This is a genomic window from Bacillus sp. FJAT-27445 (genome assembly GCF_001510665.1).
Taxonomy (GTDB): Bacteria; Bacillota; Bacilli; order Bacillales; family Cytobacillaceae; genus Bacillus_D.
Genome location: NZ_LMTI01000006.1, coordinates 259,846 through 276,836 on the forward strand (window position 1 = coordinate 259,846; position 16,991 = coordinate 276,836).

Annotated in this window: 13 protein-coding genes and 2 riboswitches; of the genes, 11 read left to right on the forward strand and 2 right to left on the reverse strand. The window is 47.3% G+C overall.

The annotated features are described in order from the left end of the window. Positions 1–16: 16 nt before the first annotated feature. Complete coding sequence (locus AR337_RS18670) at positions 17–667, reverse strand: methionine ABC transporter permease (protein WP_059173546.1); 651 nt, start codon at positions 665–667, stop codon at positions 17–19. Continuing rightward, complete coding sequence (locus AR337_RS18675) at positions 657–1,691, reverse strand: methionine ABC transporter ATP-binding protein (RefSeq protein ID WP_059173547.1); 1,035 nt, start codon at positions 1,689–1,691, stop codon at positions 657–659. Before AR337_RS18675 ends, AR337_RS18670 begins: the two co-directional genes overlap by 11 nt. Positions 1,692–1,877: 186 nt before the next feature. Continuing rightward, a riboswitch (SAM riboswitch) is annotated at positions 1,878–1,982 on the reverse strand. A gap of 80 nt (positions 1,983–2,062) precedes the next feature. After that, positions 2,063–2,161: riboswitch (SAM riboswitch) on the reverse strand. Positions 2,162–2,391: 230 nt separating this feature from the next. On the opposite strand from AR337_RS18675, the gene AR337_RS18680 reads away from it, so the two are divergent. From AR337_RS18680 to AR337_RS18735, 11 genes are all read left to right on the forward strand, one after another. Further along, positions 2,392–3,762 (forward strand): NERD domain-containing protein kinase family protein, encoded by a 1,371-nt coding sequence (locus AR337_RS18680; RefSeq protein ID WP_059173548.1) that lies wholly within the window; start codon positions 2,392–2,394, stop codon positions 3,760–3,762. After that, positions 3,762–4,592, forward strand: coding sequence for a protein kinase (locus tag AR337_RS18685; protein WP_059173549.1), 831 nt, complete (start codon positions 3,762–3,764; stop codon positions 4,590–4,592). The genes AR337_RS18680 and AR337_RS18685 overlap by 1 nt, the downstream gene beginning before the upstream one ends. Next, positions 4,589–7,411, forward strand: coding sequence for an AAA domain-containing protein (locus tag AR337_RS18690; protein ID WP_059173550.1), 2,823 nt, complete (start codon positions 4,589–4,591; stop codon positions 7,409–7,411). Before AR337_RS18685 ends, AR337_RS18690 begins: the two co-directional genes overlap by 4 nt. Next, positions 7,393–8,622: a hypothetical protein gene (locus tag AR337_RS18695; protein WP_059173551.1), complete on the forward strand. Its 1,230-nt coding sequence runs from the start codon at positions 7,393–7,395 to the stop codon at positions 8,620–8,622. The genes AR337_RS18690 and AR337_RS18695 overlap by 19 nt, the downstream gene beginning before the upstream one ends. Before the next feature lie 516 nt (positions 8,623–9,138). Beyond that, positions 9,139–10,194 (forward strand): glycoside hydrolase family 43 protein, encoded by a 1,056-nt coding sequence (locus AR337_RS18705; protein WP_082687074.1) that lies wholly within the window; start codon positions 9,139–9,141, stop codon positions 10,192–10,194. Next, entirely contained in the window at positions 10,191–11,441 is a 1,251-nt protein-coding gene (locus tag AR337_RS18710; RefSeq protein ID WP_059173553.1) for an ABC transporter substrate-binding protein, read from the forward strand. Before AR337_RS18705 ends, AR337_RS18710 begins: the two co-directional genes overlap by 4 nt. Before the next feature lie 150 nt (positions 11,442–11,591). Next, positions 11,592–12,512 (forward strand): carbohydrate ABC transporter permease, encoded by a 921-nt coding sequence (locus AR337_RS18715; RefSeq protein WP_253701940.1) that lies wholly within the window; start codon positions 11,592–11,594, stop codon positions 12,510–12,512. A 10-nt stretch (positions 12,513–12,522) separates the two neighbouring features. Further along, on the forward strand, positions 12,523–13,359 hold the full coding sequence (locus tag AR337_RS18720) for a carbohydrate ABC transporter permease (RefSeq protein WP_059173554.1): 837 nt from the start codon (positions 12,523–12,525) through the stop codon (positions 13,357–13,359). 49 nt (positions 13,360–13,408) lie between these two features. Further along, on the forward strand, positions 13,409–13,834 hold the full coding sequence (locus AR337_RS18725; protein ID WP_059173555.1) for a hypothetical protein: 426 nt from the start codon (positions 13,409–13,411) through the stop codon (positions 13,832–13,834). 36 nt (positions 13,835–13,870) lie between these two features. Continuing rightward, positions 13,871–15,679, forward strand: a complete 1,809-nt coding sequence (locus AR337_RS18730; protein ID WP_059173556.1) for a glycoside hydrolase family 2 — start codon at positions 13,871–13,873, stop codon at positions 15,677–15,679. Positions 15,680–15,953: 274 nt separating this feature from the next. After that, positions 15,954–16,943: a LacI family DNA-binding transcriptional regulator gene (locus tag AR337_RS18735; RefSeq protein WP_059173557.1), complete on the forward strand. Its 990-nt coding sequence runs from the start codon at positions 15,954–15,956 to the stop codon at positions 16,941–16,943. Positions 16,944–16,991: the final 48 nt, after the last annotated feature.

Sequence of the window (16,991 nt, forward strand, 5' to 3'; positions counted from 1 at the left end):
GGTGAATTCCTCCTGATTATCGTCTTCTGATTTTCTTTGCTGCTATATTTCCGGCTGACTGCAGGCCCTGGACCATCACAATCAATATTCCTACTGTAATCAGCATTGTTTTCGTATCAAACCTCTGGTAGCCGTATGTAATCGCCAGGTCGCCAAGGCCGCCGCCGCCGATTGCACCTGCCATCGCCGATGCTCCAATCAGACCGACTGTCGCAATCGTGAAGGCAAGGATGAGGGAGCTCAATGCTTCCGGCAAAATAAACCTGAACACGATTTGCCATGGGGAAGCACCCATTGCCTGGGCTGCTTCAATAACCCCGGGCTCGACTTCAAGAAGCGAATTTTCTACCAGCCTTGCAATATATGGACCCGCGTAGAAAACGAGCGGGACGATCGCTGCCGCCGTTCCGATTGACGTACCGACAATGAATCTTGTAATTGGAATGATAGCCACAAGCAAAATGATGAAAGGAACCGAGCGCAAAACGTTGATCGTGCCATTAAGAATATTGAAAACAGGCGCGTTTTCCAGCAAATGCCCTTTTCGCGTGACAACCAGCGCGATTCCAAGCGGGATGCCAAGTGCCGCTGAGAACACAAGCGAAAATCCCACCATTTGCAGCGTTTCAATAAGAGCTTCGATGATTTGGTCCGAATTAACTAGCATGTGCTTTCACTTCCTTTATGTTGACATTCTGCTGGTGAATATAGTTGAGGGCGCGGAGGATTTCCTTCTCGCTTCCCTGGAACTCGACGATTAGATTGCCGAACGGCGTCCCCTGCAGCTCGGTAATATTTCCGAACAGCACGTTCACATCAAGGTCGAACTTTTTCGCAAGCTGGGATAGAAGCGGCTGGCCGGCAGAATTACCGACAAAATTTATTCGGTACACCTTTTGCAGTCCGGCGTTTTGCTCAATCAGCTTTTTGACCGAATCCGGAATGCGGTCGTTCATGACCGAGCTCACGAAATTTCTTGCAGTCTCCGTTTTCGGAGCCGAGAACACATCGAATACGGACCCCTGCTCAATGATTTTACCTGCCTCGATTACCGCCACCCGGTCGCAAATTTCCCTGATGACCGACATTTCGTGCGTGATAATCAGGATCGTGATGTTGTATTCCTTGTTGATTTTTTTCAAAAGCTGAAGGATGGAGCTCGTCGTCTGCGGGTCTAGTGCTGAAGTAGCCTCGTCGCAAAGCAGGATCGACGGCTGCGTCGCTAATGCGCGGGCAATGCCAATCCGCTGCTTCTGCCCGCCGGAAAGCTGGTCCGGATAGCTGTTCGCTTTATCGGCAAGCCCCACAAACTCAAGTAGCTCGTAAACCCGGTTCCTAATCTTTTCACTCGGTGTTTTTGCAAGAATGAGCGGCATCGCCACATTCGCAAACACCGTCTTTGAATTCAGGAGATTGAAATGCTGGAAGACCATCCCAATGTTGCGCTTGATTCCTCGCACCTCTTTTGCCGAAAGGGAGGTAAGGTCATTCCCGTCGACAATCACCTTGCCGGAAGTCGGCCGTTCAAGCAGGTTCACGCAGCGGATCAGCGAACTTTTTCCCGCGCCGCTGAAGCCGATAACCCCAAAAATCTCCCCAGTATTCACCTTCAAATCAATCCCATCAAGCGCGGCAACCTGATTTCCGCTGCCTTCGCCGTAAACCTTCCGTACCTGCTGAAACTCAATCATCTGCCTGCCTCCTTGTCTGCATATGTATTTTTGTTTCTTTTTTTTGGTAAAAGTTGCTTTGCGCCCACGCCCAATCCGTCAGCTGTTCAACCTGTTTTCCGCCGCCATTCGTTTCGGAAAATGAAAAGCCCTCTTCTGGGGGGACAGAAGAGGGCACACACTTGCACATACGCAAGTAAGGGTCTCTTCTTATCTCCCAAGCTTTCGCCTGCTGGAATTGGCACAGAGCTCCAAACGGAGTCCGCTGCCGAGGTGTCATAGGGCCAGTCCCTCAACCTCTCTGGATAAGAATGAAATAGTATGGGGTGATGTTTTAGGAAAATAAAAAGCCCCTTCATAAAGAAGAGGACAGAATTGATCAAGTTCGCCTCTTCTCATCTATCAAGCCGCGCTTGCTGGATTTGGCACAGACAAACATGTCCGCTGCCGAGGTGTCATAGGGCCAGTCCCTCAACCTCTCTTGATAAGAAGGTACACATATTCGCTTTTTGAATTTCCTGTGTCCTACTCTACCGCCGAAAAATTAAAAAGTCAAACACTTTAAACAATTTTAATTTTTTTGCAAGGTACCAGGCACTGTACTTGGATAAAAAAAGAGGTTTTCATGTTCCAGGAAAATTTCTGACTTTTATGTAAATAAAGGAATTTGGAGGTTATTGTCGAATTAGGAAATATTAGTTACTTGTTTGGGGGGATTAGAATGGAATCCAAGGTTGTTTTTGCTGGAGTTCCAAAAGAGAATGAGAAGCGGGCAATCCAGGAGCTTAGAGATAAGCTGCCGCGGGAAAACCATGTCATCATTGTCGGCGCGCTTGTGCCGAAGGATGGATATATCAAGGATCAGGAAATGGATGTGATCTTGATTTGTCCGAAGGGAATTTTTAACATTGAAATGAAATCCTATCGGGGAACGATTGTTACTCCGATTAGCAATTTAAGTACCAAGCTTGTGACAAGGACCATTACCGGTGAGCAAAAAACGGTCGATAATCCAATTATCCAGGCTGCAACACAGTCGAGGACCCTCCATTCATTCGTGAACCGGAAGGCGCAGAGGCGATTGGGGAAACGGGTATCGGTCCGGCCGGTCATCTTATTCACAAGCCCGAGAAACGAGCTTACATACGAAATCGACCAAGGGGGGACCAATGAAGTCATTCACCATATGGATACGATTTCGAAAGTATGGATGGAAGGCCATCCGGAACTGTCTCCGAATGACATTCATATCGTGTACGAGTCGTTCGGCATCCGCGAAGTAAAATTTACAAGGCAGTCCATCAATATCGATGTCAGCGGGTACGTGACAAAGCGCCTGCTATTCGAACAATCCAACTACCAAGTTTATGAGGCAGTGGACGATTTTGATCAAAAGTATTTCCTAAAGGTTCACGAAATCAATCCGGCACTCCTGAAGGAAGACCAGGAGCTGTTCCTGACTATCACGAAACGGGATACGAAGGTGCGGGCCAAGCTTAAGGACAATCCTTATGTCCTTTATTATCATTCGAGTCCATTTACATATGGCGATTACATTTGCTCGACGACCCAATGGGTGGACCACACTTCATTTTTCACCTTGATAAAAAAAGCGCGTCCGCTTGACGAGAAGATGGCACTGCTCAAGGAATTGTACAAAGCGCTTCGATCCATACACAGTCAGGGAGTATTCCACCGCGCTTTGACTCCTCGCAATATTCTCTACACGGATGATCAAACAATAAAGATCATTAATTTTGATTATTCGAGGATTGTCGGCGAGCCGACCGTCGGGGCGGGAATCCCCTTTGATGAAAAGAATGCCTACGCCGCTCCGGAAACGAATGTCGAGGAACGGAAGGTGGATATTGATTTTCATACAGACTATTATTCATTTGGAATAATCGCCTACGAATTCCTGGCAGGGAAGTATCCGTATAAATCCGATATAGACTTGAAGCATGACACGCTGGACAAGCTTGTCCCGGGTGTGTCCGAAGAATTTGCCTTTGCGGTGGAAAGCCTGATCAGCATCAGCCAGAAGGACCGGGATTTTGGCTGGGAATTTCTAAGTGATCTTTGGGGGATATGATGTTCAGCCCTAACTTCTACGATAGCTACGACATATTTGACCCTATTCCCGGGACAGAAAAGGAAACCGAATTTTATGAGTCGTTCCTATCATTCGGAAAGCATCGCCTGACAGGTGAAGAGGTTGTCATCAAGCAAATCTTCCTGATTGACCCCGCCGATATGAAAAATAAGAAAAAGCGGATCATGATTGAAAATATGTTCCAGGAGGAAATACGGATTATGAGGAATCTCCTCCAGCTTGATTGCACAGCCAAAATTAAGGAATTTTTCATCGACGACTTCGAGGTAATCTTCGCAATGGAGAAGGTAAACGGCTCAACGGTGAATGAACTCATTTTTTCAGATGGCTTCACGCTCAATCAGCGGATCTGTATCGCTGCAAAAATAGCAAGAGCCTACAGCGAAATCCACCGGCTTGGCATCATCCACAGGGATTTATCGGACCATAATATTTTCCTGGACGGAGGCGGCAACATCAAAATCATCGACTTTGGCCTTTCCTATCAGCGAGTAGGGGTTCTTTTAAAGGCGGGAACCGATGTCTTTCCACCTCCGGAAGCAGCCTATCTTCACCACAGGCCAACCTCCGCATACGATATCTTTTCATTCGGGGTGCTGCTCTATTTATTGGTTTACCGGACGCGCCCTTTTGAAAAGGGGGAAATTTTACAAAAAGGCACTGTCGTACTTGAATTCCCGGAGAACCCGGGCATTCCTGTGGATTTGAAGGATTTGATGGCTCACTGCATGCAATTTGAGCCGGAAAAAAGGCCCCGTTCCATGCATGAAGTCTACAGAAGGCTGGAAAGAGTGGAGGTGGCAGTATGACCAGCATCGTCGGGGACGCCCTGGCAGGCAGGACCATCCGTGCCGCGGGAATCCTGAATTTCCAGGTATCTGCCGGGGAGGCGGGGAATGTGCAGCTTATCCTCGCTCAGATGAAAGAGAGTGAATGGCTGTGGGCAGAGGTCCGCGGCGAGGAAAATATGCAGCTCCATACGAAGGATTACAAACTTTTGTGTAAAAAATATGACAGCCCAGGCCATAGGAATGCCGCATTCCGCGTCAATGGGGTGAAAAAGCGCAATGCCGCCGACCGTACCCGGATGGTCCGCTACGGAGTTAGGCTCATTTTGCTGGAACAGCCTTTTGTTTTTTCTGGGGAAAATTTCAATATGCAAAAGAACCGTAACGCTGCTTTCGTTTTTGCCGACCTGTATAAGCTTTCGCAAAAGCTCAGCCAGCTTCAAAAAGATACACGTGAGGACAATTTTGAGCAACGAGAGCGGAAGCAGGCGGAACAGGAATGGGCTGCCAAGCTTGTCCAGATGATTGATAAACAGGAAGACACCGATTTTGCTGAAACCAAAAAGAAGTATTTCTTTTACGACAGGTTCAGTGAGGCGGCCTCCTCCCAGGTGAAGGGAGTTTCGTATTCCTTCAGGGCGACAATCGAGGACAAGTATGCCTACAATGACCTGGCAATTTCCGCAGAGCCGTTTCCGCTATCGTATGAGGGCTTGATTGTCGGAAAGGTAATTCGTTCGGATGAAAACGAAACGGTCCTGTCCTTTGCCCATAGTGTCGACTATGGAAAAATACCGGAACGGGGCTATTTATTGGTGGTGCCTAACAATACTACCTACCGCGTCCAAAAAAGGACCATCCAGGAGCTTATTGACGGGCAGAGCGTGAATGAAAAATTATTGAACTACCTTGTCCACAAGGAGTTTGAGGGCTATCAGGCACCAACTGCCGTGGCAAGGCAAGGAGGAACACTTCTGCCAAAGCAGGGGGAGGCAGTCGAGAAGGCGGTAGCAACCAATGATTTTATGCTCGTACAGGGGCCTCCCGGTACAGGAAAGACGACCATTATCGTCGAGATGGTCCGCCGCCTGATTGAAAAAGGGGAGCGGGTGCTCATCAGTTCGAAAAACAATCTAGCTGTCGACAATGTGCTTGAGCAATTGATTGACGATGGAATTGATTGTGTCCGCATCGGCCGAGAAGAAAAAGTTAAGGTTGCCAAGGTTAAGGATGTCCTGCTCGACCAGGTCGCCATCAAGCTTCAGGAAAATATGATCCGCCGCTGCGCCGGCGATCAGCAAATTCTTCAACGGGAACGTGAGAAGGAAGAGACGTTTAACCGCTTGCTCACGGCGATATCCGGCGATATTGGCCGTTATCAGGAGATTCACAAGCAGACTGCTGAAATTCGGCGCAGCCTTGGAAAGATTGAAAAGAATTCAAAGTGGAAACTGTTCCACTTGTTCGGGCCTTTGGCCGTACTCAGGAAGGCCAGGGACCTTGTTCCTTTTATAAAAATTAAAGCGGAGAGCCTCGAGGCGAAGGCTGAAGCGAAATTAAGCCAGGCGCTTGCCGGAAATGGAATGTATCAGGGGCTGCTCGGGCGGCTTGCCGAGGAGGAAAGCCAGGAAAACGCCTATTTTCTAATGCTTGAAACAAAATTGAATGGCTATCTCGATTCCGAACAAGTACGGGAACTGGCGGAGGAAGAGCGCTGGCGATTTCTTCAACAATCTGCCGCCCACAGGCTGGCTACGTACCAAAAGCAAACGTCGATTTCAGCCGATTGGATTGATGAACTACAGGAAAGGCAGCAATCACTGTACCCTTTGCTGCTCCGTAGTGTGCCGGTCCTTGGAGCTACATGCATCGGCATTGATACTTCCCTAGAATTTAGGGATACCGAGTTTGATACGGTTATCATTGATGAATCCGGACAAATCACCATCTTTGACGTGATTGTGCCAATGGCCCGCGCCAAAAAAGTCATTTTAATTGGCGACCATATGCAGCTGCCACCGGTCTCCGACGCCAATTTGGTAAAAGAGTTCAGGGAAATGGGATTGCCGAGCGACTGGATTGAGAAAAGCCTATTTGAAGAGCTGTATTACAATGCACCGGTTTCCCATAAGGTGATGCTGGATACACAATTCAGGATGCATCCGCTCGTGGCCTCATTCATTTCCGGCGAGTTTTACAACGGGGAATACAAATCGGGTGTAACCGCGCAGCAGCGGACGATTGACTGGGACCTGTACGCATCTCCGCTCGTCTTCATTGATACGGTTCATTGTGAAGAGAGATTCCAGCAGTGCATCCCGGATGAAGACCATCTTGTTTATTTCAACCAGCTTGAAGCTTATTTGGCGGCCCAGGAACTTATTAAAATCCTGAAATATGGGAGGAAGCCTGGGGAAATCGGCATTGTAACACCATATAAAAAGCAAAAGCAGATAATCGAAGGGCATTTGCCAGCCCTGCTGAAGGAAGCGGGTTTTTCAACCGAAGCCATTCGCGCAATCGTTTCCGAGGTGGAAATCGATACCGTTGACAGTTTTCAGGGCCGCGGGAAGGAAATCATCTTGTTCAGCTTTACACGGAGCAGCCCTGATTTTGAAATCGGGTTTCTCAGGGAGCTCCGCCGCCTGAATGTGACGATGACCCGTTGCAAATCGCTGCTTGTTTTAATTGGGGACTTGGGAACGCTCGCGGGCGCGAATGACAAACGTTCCGCAGCTTTATTTAAAAATATGGGCAGATATATCCGCAAGCACGGACAGTATGTAGATGGCAAGTCGCTATTGAAGGAAGGTGAAGTACCATGGCGACAGCTCGTATAAAATCTCCGCTAGGCATCATGCGGAACAGGCAAAACCCGGGGCCGCTCGGAAGGCTGATTCAGCTGGATTACCCTGTCTACAACCTTCCCGTCATTTTGAAAGAGCGGATGAGCGAGCCCTATGAAAGCCTCGAATGGTTCATCATCCGCTTCCTTCATGAAGGTAATGTGTCAACACAACAGGAATTGGCAAGCAGGCTCGGTCTGCCCGGCGAATCACGAATCCTCGCAGAAGTGCTTATGCACCTTGAATCCATAGGCCACATTAAAAACGCGGAAGGGCGTTACCGGGTATTGAGGAACGGTGCGGAGTCATATGATAAGCGGGAAAAAATTTATGATGCTGAATCGAGGAGGCTCCTTTACTTCGATGCTATGACTCTAAAGCCACTCCCTCGGGAATTTTATGAGGACTCGGGGACTATCCTATTGCCTGCAGATAATAGGGATATGCTGAACAGGAGTTTTGTCTTTGACTTGTGGAGTTCGCTTGCGGAAAACACGCTCCAGCAATTGCTCCACTATAACGGGAATCAGCGGTATGCGTACAATCTGCCGCAGGAGATGATTCACATTGAGATAAATCGGGAATTACTGGCTTCGGATGAGCTGGGTATGAACGGCGACATCCGCTTCATCCCCTTGTTCGTTTGTTTTTACGGGGAAGAGGCGGATTTCATAACGTTCACTAGGGCGAACAACTGGGACGGAATCGACATTGAAGTGTACATCGGAACAACAGGAAAAAGGTCACCGTTTTTTGAACATCTGATAGTAGGGAATTTGGTAAGGGTTTGGACGATGATTCAATCAGAGCAGCAGCTAAATAAGGGAAGACCTACATCTTTCTCCATCATGGGGCTGTCTCTTATGGATTATCTGGAGATGGGCCGGGCGGAAATTGATGGGACAGGTAACATAAACTATGTCATCGAATCAGGCGATATTGAAAAATGGAGCGGGTCGCCGGAATTTCAAAACCGAATTCTAAGGCATCTTGCCTACACAAGGGAACTACCCCTGCACGCAAATGAACAGCTCGGGCCAATCCTTTCGTTCCATATTCCGGACGAAAATACCTATGATCGGCTTGTCGGCCTACTCAAACAGCAAAACAAAACTTATTACAAAAAATACGAATATAGCGATACCTACATTCAAAATCAAAACAACCTTCTCCAGCAAACCATTAACACAAAATGGAAAAGGTAAGAGGGTTGTGTTGCTATGAATGTATGGCCCCCAAGCGAGACATTTTTTTGTCCTGGCGAGGGGGTTGTTTTTTTATCTGCTGTAAGAAGAGTGTGGCGGAAGGATTGCGGGTTGCTCCCTGTTGCTCATTGGATTGCCTTATTACAGGCAATGAACGTAGGTAAAATTTTTGATAAAAATTTAGTAAAAGATTTATCCCCCATATCCTTTATATTTGCAAAAAATGATAGTATTTATCATTTTGCCAACGTTTTCGTTTGATAAACCTTCATGAATACTGCCAAAAAGAATCCATCTCTCTATTGTCTGCCTCCTTCACTGTCAAGGAATTCCCATCTTTGGAATTTGACATCCAATTGAAAAAGGGTTAGATTTGAGTTGTAGTAAAAGTTTAATAAAGATTTTACGTGAAATTTTTTTAGCATCCCATGAAAGCGTATTCATGTTGTTTTTCAAACTAAAGTGAACTAAAGGAGGAGATTCTCAAAGAAAACTAGTTTAGGAGATGGGATGGCAATGGGAAAACTAAGTAAATTGACTAAAGCATTATTGGTTGCGGGGTTGGTTTTGGTGCTGGGATTGCTGGGGATATGGCGTGCTTTTGACAAGGAGGAAGAGGCTTTGGCCTATACGAATCCGGTTGGCGGCATCACAAATATTGGCGACCCGTTCGTTATCAAGGATGGAGATGCCTATTATATGTATGCGACATCGGCTGCGTCGATTGGCTTCAGAGTTTGGAAGTCTGATAATCTCGTAGATTGGGATGAAATCGGGATGGCATACGACATCACTGACCAGGAGAACCAGTGGGCGACCGGCGATTTTTGGGCACCCGAGGTCATCAAGCACGACGGCCAATTTTACATGACATACAGTGCAAGAAACAAGGAAGGCCATCTGCAGATTTCAGTCGCTGCCAGTAAGGATCCGCTTGGCCCGTTCAAAGACATAAGTACTGAGATTGTTAAACAGGAAGGCTCCTATATTGATGGACATATCTTTTTCGATGATGATGGCACTCCGTATTTTTACTATGTAAAGGATTGCTCCGAAAATATCATCGACGGATATCATGTCAGCCAGGTCTACGTCCAGAAAATGACACGTGACCTGACCGCTTTAACAGGAGAGCCAACATTACTTATTGGCCCCGACCAGGAATGGGAAGGCCTGAATGATGACTACCAGTGGAACGAAGGCCCATTTGTACTAAAGCATAAGGGCAAGTACTATCTCATGTATTCTTCAAACTTCTATGCAAGCCCGGATTATAGTGTTGGTTATGCGGTTTCGGACAGCCCGATGGGACCTTTTAAAAAAGCCGAGGAAAATCCGATTTTGAAAAAGGATCTTAAACATGGCATTTCCGGTCCGGGTCATAACAGTGTGACCGTTGGGCTTGACGGCAAGACTCTTTATGCTGTTTATCACACGCACACTGATCCGGATGCCCCAAGCGGTGACAGGCAAATGAATATGGACCGTCTCTATTTTGAAGATGGAAAGCTGAAAATCGATGGGCCGACTAATACGGAACAGAAAATTAGAATAGGGGGAAGCAAAAAATGAAAAAATCAAGGCTTTTAATGATTTTAATGGTCATTTTTGCATTACTATTAAGTGCTTGCAGCAGCAACAATGAAAAATCTTCCGGCGACAGCAAAAAAGAAAAGAAGGAAATCCTGCTATGGAGCGGTACGACCGGTCCGGATGGCGATTTGATCAAAAAGGATATTGACCGCTACAATGCCACAAATCCTGACTACAAAGTGAAAATTGTTGCAATGGAGGGCGGGGTATTGGGCAATAAGCTTGCCAGTGTAACCCGTTCAGGCAAAGGCGTTCCTGATATCGCATTGATCGCATCTGAAGCCGTTTCCACTTACCACTCGCAGGGAATGCTTGAGCCTTGGGATGAGTTTATTGACGGTACTGAAGTAAAAGGTGATAACTACCTTGAAGAAGCATGGAATGTTGGTACGGTTGATGGAAGCCAATTCGGAGTCCCAGCAACAATGGGAAGCTGGGTTATGTACTACAACAAGGACCTTGTTGATAAGTATGTACCTGGCGCGGCCGATGACAACATCATCACATATGAAGAGGTTGAGAAAGCTGGCGAGGCAGCCAAGGCGGATGGCGTTTACGCATACGGCTTCACCTGGCCGATGCAGAACTTCAACAATCTCTACCTGCAGATGGGAGGAAAGTTCTCTGATGGAGAAAAGCCGACTATCGACAATGAAATTGCTGTAAAAACCGTCGAGCAATTCAAGAAGTTGCATGACCTTGGCTACATGAACAAAAAGGGCGAGGACATGAACAAGTTATTCAACAATGGAAAAGTAATTTTCCTTCCTGAAGGAACATGGATGCTTTCCCAGATGAGCAAGATTACCGATTTTGAATGGGCTGAAACGTTCACTCCGCAGTGGGATGCCGCGCGTGTCATCCAGGGAAGCGGCGCTGACCAGTTTGCGATGTTCAAAAGCAAGGAACGTTCAGAAGAGAAAATCAAGAGCACTGTAAAATTTCTGGAATGGCTGCAGGGCAACCAGACTGAATGGATTAAGTCAGGCGCGAACCCAACGTCTTTGGGAATGCTCGACAACGAGGAATATACGAGCATGCCGCAGTCTTTCCTTCTGAAAACGGATGAGGCTAGGAAAGCGGTAACGATCATTACGGATCCGGGAAGCTCCTATGTCTTTGGCGAAATCGATTCCTCCCTGTGGGATATGATCCAGGGCAAAGCTGATATTAAGGAACAGCTCAAGAAAATCCAGCAGACAGTTAACGATAAAATGGGCCAGTAACAACAATGGTTGAAAAGGGAGGAGGGGCCCATTCCTCCTCCTTTTTCTATCCACTCCACTCCGAATTCTCTTTTTGGCTTAGCCGTTATGTGATTGGAGTGGAAATCAACAGGCAGGCCACAAAGCCTTTTCAAAAAACGAGGTGAAAGAATGGCAACGATAGCTGAAAAGCCGATAAACGAAAATGGAGGCATGCACAAGCGGAGAAAACCTAATCTTTGGCCTGTTTTCTTCATAGGGCCCCATCTCCTTTTATTTATATTGTTTTTTCTCTTCCCGTCTATATTCGGCATTTATATCGCGTTTACGAAATGGGACCTTTTCCAGTCCCCCGAATTTGTAGGGTTTGCAAACTTCCAAACCATATTGTTTAACGAGGAATCAAGCTTTTATGGGCAGTTTTACAACGGGATTAAAAATACCTTTATTTTCGTCCTTATTTCGGTGCCGTTTTGTATTATTGTCCCGCTGCTGATGGCAACCGCTCTTTCGGCAAAACCGGCAATGAACAGGCTGTTCCAGTCATTATTTTATTTGCCTTCACTGTTTGCCATATCCGCGGTCATGATTGTCTGGAATTTCCTCCTGAGCGTTACCTATGGGCCGCTCCAAAATTACTTTAACATTTCAACGAATATGCTCGACAACCAGCCCCACGCCTGGATTTCCCTCGTCATCGTTACGGTTTGGTGGACAATTGGCGGCAATATGGTCATCTATCTGGCTGCCCTGAACGGGGTTCCGAAGGATTTGCTGGAAGCTGCCGAACTCGATGGAGCAGGAGTCTTCAGCAAGTTTTTCAGGGTGACGCTGCCGAGTATCAAATATCAGATTTTGTTCACGACCGTCATGACTACGATTGCCCAGTTCAACGTGTATGGCCAGCCGCTTATGCTGACGGGGGGCGGCCCGAATGACTCGACCAAGGTGCTCCTCATGTATATCCAGCAAAATGCCTTCGGGTCCGGTATTTCGGTGGCGGGCATTTCCTCGGCGATGGCCATTATGCTTGGGCTGTGCATTATGGTTGTATCCGCAATCCAATTCTACCTTTTAAGGGACCGAGATTAGGGGGATACCGATGAAACATTATAGGGCAACCAAACTAGCAGCGTTTATTTTTTTATTGATAATGGCACTTGTGTGGGTATTCCCGATTCTTTGGGGTATCTTTACTTCCTTTAAATCGGAAGAGGAAATCACAGCCGCAGGAGTCAGCTTTCTGCCAATCCACTGGTCGTTGAGCAACTATGTCGAGTTGCTGTTTAATAATGATTCGACTCCAATCATTAAATGGTTTACGAATTCATTAATTATCGCTGTTTCGCATACAGTGCTCGTCCTTGTGGTCGTATCGCTCGCAGCATACGGCTACACGCGCCTGCACTTTAAGGGACGCGATTTCCTGTTCGCCGTACTGCTCGGATCGATGATGTTCCCGGGTGTCGTGAACCTGATTCCGCTGTACAGCATTATGGATCAGCTTGGATGGGTAAACAACCTGCTCGCTGTTATCGTTCCGGGTGCGGCGGGTGTGTTCAACGTTTTCCTCGTCCGCCAGTTCGTCCTTGGCATTCCGAAAACATTCGATGAATCGGCGCGTATTGACGGCGCGAATGAATTCCAGATTTTCTGGCTGATCATTCTCCCGCTTATCCGCCCCGTCCTTACTGTTGTCGCATTGTTCAGCTTTACGGGCGCGTGGAATGATTTCCTCTGGCCATCCATTGTCCTGAATGATGTTGAAAAGCTTCCAATTACCCCGGGCCTTCAGTTGCTCCAGGGACAATATTTGACGTATCCCGGCATCGGCACGGCGGGTGCCCTGATTGCGCTCGTACCTACCTTCCTGCTTTATTTATTCGCGCAGCGCTATTTCATGCAGTCGATGTCCCTGTCGTCAGGCGTAAAAGGATAATGAGCCAGGAGAAAATGAGCAATCCCCAGCTAGCAAGGAGTGAATGCGAATGAGCCGGTCCTTCGAGCGGAAACTCATCTATGCGGCAAGCACATGGCAAATTATTACAGGGTTTATTACCATGTTCTTTTATTCTATGTATATCAAAAAACAGGGAGCCCAGTTACCTGGCCTCGAAGCTGTCGAACGGAAGGGCGCCGAGTCCCTGTTTGACAGTTTATATGGATTCACAGTGACGTATGGACTGTTATTTATTGTCATCGGCAGCCTGAACATCCTTTTCGCAAAAAAGCTTATGAAGGATGGAAAACTCCAGTACAAGCTGCCGGCCTATTGGGCTTTTCTAGCGGCAGCCTTCTACTTTTTATCCGATCTGATCAGCCTTGCGCTCTGCCTGGCCGCTGCGGTTATTGCCCTAGCGAAGAACAAACCGATCAGAGCAGCAGGGCAGGGTTCCGCTGATCTAGCAAATTAGGTATATACAATCATTGTTTGGTAAGGAGAGATCATTATGACTTACAGGCATGAATATCCAAGACCACAGTTTGTCCGGAACGAATGGTTGAATTTGAATGGTGAATGGGATTTTGCCTTTGATGACGAAAATGTTGGCGTGAGGGAAAAGTGGTTCCAAAAAGGGGATGCGTTCGACAGGAAGATCACCGTTCCTTTCGCCTATCAATCGAAGCTGAGCGGCATCCATGACCCGTCCTTCCATGACCATGTCTGGTACCGGCGAGAGTTTAGCGTGCCTGAAGGATGGAAAGGCAAACGGGCCGTCCTCCATTTTGGCGCGGTCGACTACCGTGCCTGGGTCTATGTGAACGGCCAATTTGTTGGCTTCCATGAAGGCGGACATACAGCCTTTTCGCTCGACATTACCGATGAGTTGACGTGGGGAACCGAGACGGTTGTTGTCAGGGTTGAAGATCCGTCAACAGATGAAACAATTCCGCGCGGGAAGCAATTCTGGGTCGAGAAATCGGATGCAATCTGGTACACGAGGACAACGGGGATTTGGCAGACCGTCTGGCTTGAACCAGTTGGAACCGCCAGCCTGTCGAAGCTGAGGCTTACGCCGGATATCGACCGCGGCGATGTGATTGTCGAGTTTGACGTGAAAGGCGATAGTGCGAAAAAATACGCCGAAATTGAAATCAGCTTCAAGGGTGAAAGGGTGGCCCGCGATACAATTGAATTGGCGGAATCGTATACAAAGCGCGCCATCAATCTCTATAATCGAAAGATTTTCAGGACGTCCTTCCATCATATCGGCTGGAACTGGTCACCTGAGAACCCGAACCTTTTTGACATTAAGCTGTCCCTTAAGGATACCGAAAACGATACTGTATATGATGAGGTCGAGTCCTACTTCGGGATGAGGAAAATCCATGCCGAAAACGGAATGGTTTATTTGAACAACAAGCCCTATTACCAAAAGCTTGTCCTCGACCAGGGATATTGGCCGGAGGGGCTCCTGACCGCGCCAAGTGATGAAGATTTGAAAAAGGATATCGAGCTTGCCCGGGAAATGGGCTTCAACGGCTGCCGAAAACACCAGAAAGTCGAGGATCCGCGCTTCCTGTACTGGGCAGACCAGCTTGGTTTCCTTGTGTGGGGTGAGTGTGCCGCGTTCCCTTCCTACAGTGAAGATGCAGCGGCAAGGCTGACAAGGGAATGGATCGAGATTATTGAGAGGGATTATAACCATCCGTCCGTTGTCGCCTGGGTGCCTGTGAATGAAAGCTGGGGCGTCCCTTTTATTAAAAACAATAAACAGCAGCAGCACCATTCGCTGGCGATGTACCACCTGATCCATTCGGTCGATCCAACCCGTCTCGTCATTTCAAATGACGGCTGGGAGCTGACGAAAACGGATATTTGCGCGATCCATAATTATAACCATGGCGGCAGCGAAGAGACCGCGAAATACGAGGAATTTAAAGAGTCCCTGTCCACCAAGGAGAACCTCCTGAACTCAAAGCCTGCCTTGAGAGGAATTTACGCGGACGGCTTTGAGTATCAGGGCGAGCCAATTTTGCTCACTGAATTTGGCGGGATAGGCTTTAAAGCCGGGGATGACAGCGGATGGGGCTATACATCCGTTAAAGACGAATTCGAGTTTGTCGAGGATTACCGGCGCGTCATGGAAGCCGTCTACGCATCAAAAGCGCTCCATGGCTTTTGCTATACACAATTGACTGATGTTGAGCAGGAAATCAACGGGCTGTTGACCTATGACAGGAAGCCGAAATGCGAATTGGCAAAGGTAAAGGAAATCAATGATATGTGGCATTCCACCATTATTAAACCTCAATAAATATTTTTAGTAAAAATATTGATTATTTTACTAAAAAAGATACAATATAAATGATAAGTTCTATAAAACTAAGCAGATGTTGATGGTTTGGCGCTGAAATAAAGAAAGGTGCCTTCTTCACGAGCATAAATAACCCAAAATCCTTTCTTACAGCGTTCCTGAATGAACCAATTTCATGTTCTTCACGTTCTTGTTGGAAAGGATTTTTCTTCTTGGAGGCATTGGCAATATACCTGCCTGCTATCGAGGAGTAAACAGAAAGGAGGGATGAGACCTGGCAACGATTAAGGATATCGCCGAGAAGGCAGGGGTATCCATCGCGACTGTTTCGCGGGTGCTGAATTACGACCCAACGCTGTCGGTTACTGATGAAACGAGAAAGCGGATAGTTGAAGCTGCTGAAGAATTGTCCTATAAAAAAAGGCCATTGAAAAAGCCGGCAGCCAAAAAAATCGCAATCATCCACTGGTATACCGAAAAGGAAGAGATGGAAGACCTTTACTACATGTCAATCCGCCATGGCATTGAGCAAAGATGCCAACAGCTGGATATTCAATTTGCCAATTATTTTTACGATGAGCTGAAGGAAATAAAGAATGACCAGCTTCAGGGAATCATCGCAATCGGAAAGTTCAGCCTTGAGCAGGTTGCCGAAATGGCCGAGGTCACCCTGAACATTGTGTTTACCGATTGCAGTCCGGATGATGACGTGTATGACTCGGTTATTATCGATTTTGACAAAGCATCGAAAAAAATCATTGATTACCTTATTAAAAAGGGCCACAACTCAATCGGATATATCGGGGGGCGTGAAACCTATAAAGGAAGCTCAACCGAGATTGTCGATCCCAGGGAAACGACCTTTCGCACCTATATGAAGGAAAAAGGGCGATTGGATGAGTGTTTGATTTACATCGGTGCCTTCTCGGTCGCGAGCGGCTACACTTTGATGAAGCAGGCGATCGAGGAGCTGGGGAACAGGCTGCCAACGGCCATTTTTGCCGGGAACGATTTGATTGCAATCGGCTGCCTGCGCGCGCTCCATGAAGGGAATATCGCTGTTCCGGAGCGTGTGAATGTCATAGGGATCAATGACATAAGTGTATCGAAGTATATCTTCCCTTCCTTGACGACTTTGAAAGTCCATACAGAACTGATGGGGGAAACAGCCCTTGAAGCGCTGCTGGAACGGATTGAAGGCCGAAGGGTCGCCAAAAAGATTTTCATCAGTACCGAATTAGTTATACGGAACAGCAGTTTCTAGAGGGAGGAAGCCATATAGGCCTTCCCACTAAAACTGTATTTCCTTTTA

Excerpts from the sequence above, each read along its gene's own strand:
- AR337_RS18720 (WP_059173554.1), top strand. The coding sequence starts at position 12,523 with ATGAAACATTATAGGGCAACCAAACTAGCAGCGTTTATTTTTTTATTG.
- AR337_RS18685 (WP_059173549.1), top strand. The coding sequence starts at position 3,762 with ATGTTCAGCCCTAACTTCTACGATAGCTACGACATATTTGACCCTATT.
- AR337_RS18675 (WP_059173547.1), bottom strand. The coding sequence starts at position 1,691 with ATGATTGAGTTTCAGCAGGTACGGAAGGTTTACGGCGAAGGCAGCGGA.
- AR337_RS18715 (WP_253701940.1), top strand. The coding sequence starts at position 11,592 with ATGGCAACGATAGCTGAAAAGCCGATAAACGAAAATGGAGGCATGCAC.
- AR337_RS18670 (WP_059173546.1), bottom strand. The coding sequence starts at position 667 with ATGCTAGTTAATTCGGACCAAATCATCGAAGCTCTTATTGAAACGCTG.
- AR337_RS18705 (WP_082687074.1), top strand. The coding sequence starts at position 9,139 with ATGGGAAAACTAAGTAAATTGACTAAAGCATTATTGGTTGCGGGGTTG.
- AR337_RS18680 (WP_059173548.1), top strand. The coding sequence starts at position 2,392 with ATGGAATCCAAGGTTGTTTTTGCTGGAGTTCCAAAAGAGAATGAGAAG.
- AR337_RS18690 (WP_059173550.1), top strand. The coding sequence starts at position 4,589 with ATGACCAGCATCGTCGGGGACGCCCTGGCAGGCAGGACCATCCGTGCC.
- AR337_RS18710 (WP_059173553.1), top strand. The coding sequence starts at position 10,191 with ATGAAAAAATCAAGGCTTTTAATGATTTTAATGGTCATTTTTGCATTA.
- AR337_RS18725 (WP_059173555.1), top strand. The coding sequence starts at position 13,409 with ATGAGCCGGTCCTTCGAGCGGAAACTCATCTATGCGGCAAGCACATGG.
- AR337_RS18695 (WP_059173551.1), top strand. The coding sequence starts at position 7,393 with ATGGCGACAGCTCGTATAAAATCTCCGCTAGGCATCATGCGGAACAGG.
- AR337_RS18730 (WP_059173556.1), top strand. The coding sequence starts at position 13,871 with ATGACTTACAGGCATGAATATCCAAGACCACAGTTTGTCCGGAACGAA.